General features: G+C 72.1%; 2 protein-coding genes and 1 pseudogene. All 3 read right to left on the bottom strand.

The features are described from left to right. The coding region (gene nuoL, locus AC0CYZ_RS06230; RefSeq protein ID WP_472213386.1) for an NADH-quinone oxidoreductase subunit L at positions 1-1980 on the bottom strand (1980 nt) is incomplete at its 3' end. A gap of 11 nt (positions 1981-1991) precedes the next feature. Continuing rightward, positions 1992-2291 (bottom strand): NADH-quinone oxidoreductase subunit NuoK, encoded by a 300-nt coding sequence (gene nuoK, locus AC0CYZ_RS06225; protein WP_472213384.1) that lies wholly within the window; start codon positions 2289-2291, stop codon positions 1992-1994. Beyond that, a pseudogene (locus AC0CYZ_RS06220) lies at positions 2288-2671 on the bottom strand (NADH-quinone oxidoreductase subunit J); the annotation flags it as partial. The gene nuoK and the pseudogene AC0CYZ_RS06220, both read right to left, overlap by 4 nt.

The raw sequence follows: 2671 nt of genomic DNA, 5'->3' as shown, positions 1-2671 counted from the left end.
GCCTCCCAGCATCGTCAGCGCGTACGAGCGCACGAATCCGGTCTGCGTGCGCCGGGCCCGGCCCGACGCCCCGCCGAGCAGGGCGGCGGTGCCGTTGACGGCCCCGTCGACCCCGCGGTTGTCGAGGTAGACCAGCGCCCGGGAGAGCCAGAGGCCGGGGCGGGCGATGAGCCCCTCGTTGATCGCGTTCGCGTAGAGGTCGGCGCGGGCGGCCCGCACCGGCCAGGACACGCGGGCGGGGCGCTCGACCGGCACCGGTCGGCGTCCGATCGTGAGGTAGGCGATCCCGGCGCCGAGGACCATCAGCACCGAGGCGATGCCGGGGACGAGCCCCGTCGGGATCACGGTGTCGGAGACCTCGCGGACGGGGCCGATCGACGGCTCGAGCCAGCCGCCGAGGCGCTCCCCGATGACGAGGAACGCGCCGGCGCCGACCGAGCCGACGGCCAGCAGGATCATCGGAACCGTCATCGAGGCGGGCGACTCGTGCGGGTGGTAGCCGTGCTCGTGCCCGGCCGCCGGGGCCTGCGGCGGCGCCTCGGACTCGACCTTCGGATCCCACGGCGCCGTGCGCGGCGTCAGCTCGCGCCAGCGTTCCGGGCCGAAGAACGTCAGGAGCATCAGGCGCGTCATGTAGAAGGCGGTGAGGCCCGCGGCCAGCAGCGCCGCCCCGCCGAGCAGCCACCCGCGGGTCAGCGACCCCCCGAGCGACGCCTCGATGATCGCGTCCTTCGAGTAGAAGCCGGACAGGAACGGGAAGCCGATCAGGGCCAGGTAGCCGAGGGTGAACGTCGCGAAGGTGACCGGCAGGTGGCGCCAGAGGCCGCCGAAGCGGCGCATGTCGGTCTCGTCGGCCATGCCGTGCATCACCGACCCGGCGCCGAGGAAGAGCCCGGCCTTGAAGAAGCCGTGGGCGAGCAGGTGCGCGAGGCCCGCCGCGTAGCCGATCGGCCCGAGCCCGACGGCGAGCATCATGTAGCCGATCTGGCTGACCGTGGAGTACGCGAGCACCTTCTTGATGTCGTCGTACGCGCAGCCCACGATCGCGCCGATCAGCAGCGTGATCGCCCCGACGATCGTCACCGCCAGCTGGCCGGCCGGGGTGATGTCGTAGAGCGGGTGGGTGCGCGCGATCAGGTAGACCCCGGCGGTGACCATGGTGGCCGCGTGGATGAGCGCCGACACCGGGGTCGGGCCCTCCATGGCGTCCGGCAGCCAGGCCTGCAGCGGGAACTGGCCGGACTTGCCGCACGCGCCGAGCAGGAGCAGCAGGGTCACCGCGGTGATCGTCCCGGGCGAGAGCTCGCCGGCGCGGGCGAACACCTCGGTGTACTGCGTCGTGCCCAGCTGCGCGAACAGGATGAAGATCGCGAGCGCGAGGCCGACGTCACCGACCCGGTTCATCAGGAAGGCCTTCTTCGCCGCGCTGGCGGCGAGCGGGCGCGCCACGTAGAAGCCGATCAGCAGGTACGACGCGAGGCCCACGCCCTCCCAGCCCAGGTAGAGGGTGAGGAAGCCGTTGCCGAGGACGAGCACCAGCATCGAGGCGACGAACAGGTTGAGCATCGCGAAGAACTTGCGCCGGTGCGGGTCGTGGCTCATGTAGCCCACGGAGTAGATGTGGATCAGCGAGCCGACGCCGGTGATCAGCAGGACGAACGTCAGCGACAGCGGGTCGAGGCGCAGCCCGAACTCCACCGACAGCGACCCGGAGCCGAACCACTCGTAGAGCGGCAGGTCCCGGACGCGCTCCTCGCCGGGCAGCGCGAGCGCCTGGACGAACAGCACGGCGCCGTAGAGGAACGACAGCACGACCGTCGCGACCCCGACGACGTGGCCGAACCGGTCGGTGCGCCGCCCGCCGAGGAAGAGCACGAGCGCGCCGAGGGCGGGCAGGGCCACGAGGACCCACGCCGCGCCGGCGGCACCGGTCGCGGGTTCGACCGGTGGCAGCTGGTCAGCGGCCAGCAGGGCGAGCATCGGGGCTCCCGTCAGTACTTGAGGAGGTTCGCGTCGTCGACCGAGGCGGTCCGGCGGGCGCGGAAGATGGACATGATGATCGAGAGGCCGACGACGACCTCCGCGGCCGCGACGACCATGACGAAGAACGCCATGACCTGGCCGTCGAGCGAGCCGTTGATCCGCGCGAAGGTGACCAGCGAGAGGTTCACCGCGTTGAGCATGAGCTCGATGCACATGAACACGACGATCGCGTTGCGCCGCACGAGCACCCCGACGGTGCCGACGGCGAACAGGAGCGCGGACAGCAGCAGGTAGTTCGTGGGGCTCACGCCTGGCTCCCCTGGATCTCGCCCGCGCCGCGGTGCTCGCGGTGCGGTTCGTGGTCCCGTGCGTGCTGGTCGTGCTCGTCGCCCGCGTGGGCGAGCTCGGTGGCGTGGCCCAGCCGCTCCCGCGCGGTCGCCTCGATGATCGCCGAGAGCGACTCGGGGGCGACCGACCCGTCGGGCAGGAGGGCGGGCGTGGCCACCGAGTCGCCGGTGGCGAACACGCCGGGCCCGGAGCGGGAGCCGAACTTCTCGAGCGGGCCCTGCAGCCGCTCGGTGACCCGCTCGCGCTGGGTGATCACCTTGGCCTTGGCCCGGCCGGCGAAGGTGTAGACCATCGCGCCGAGTGCGCCGGTGATGATCAGCGCCGAGGTCAGCTCGAACGC

The sequence above is a fragment of the Actinomycetospora sp. genome (assembly GCF_055612215.1).
The sequence above is the reverse complement of the archived record's forward strand: the minus strand, read 5'-3'. Positions and strand labels throughout refer to the sequence as shown.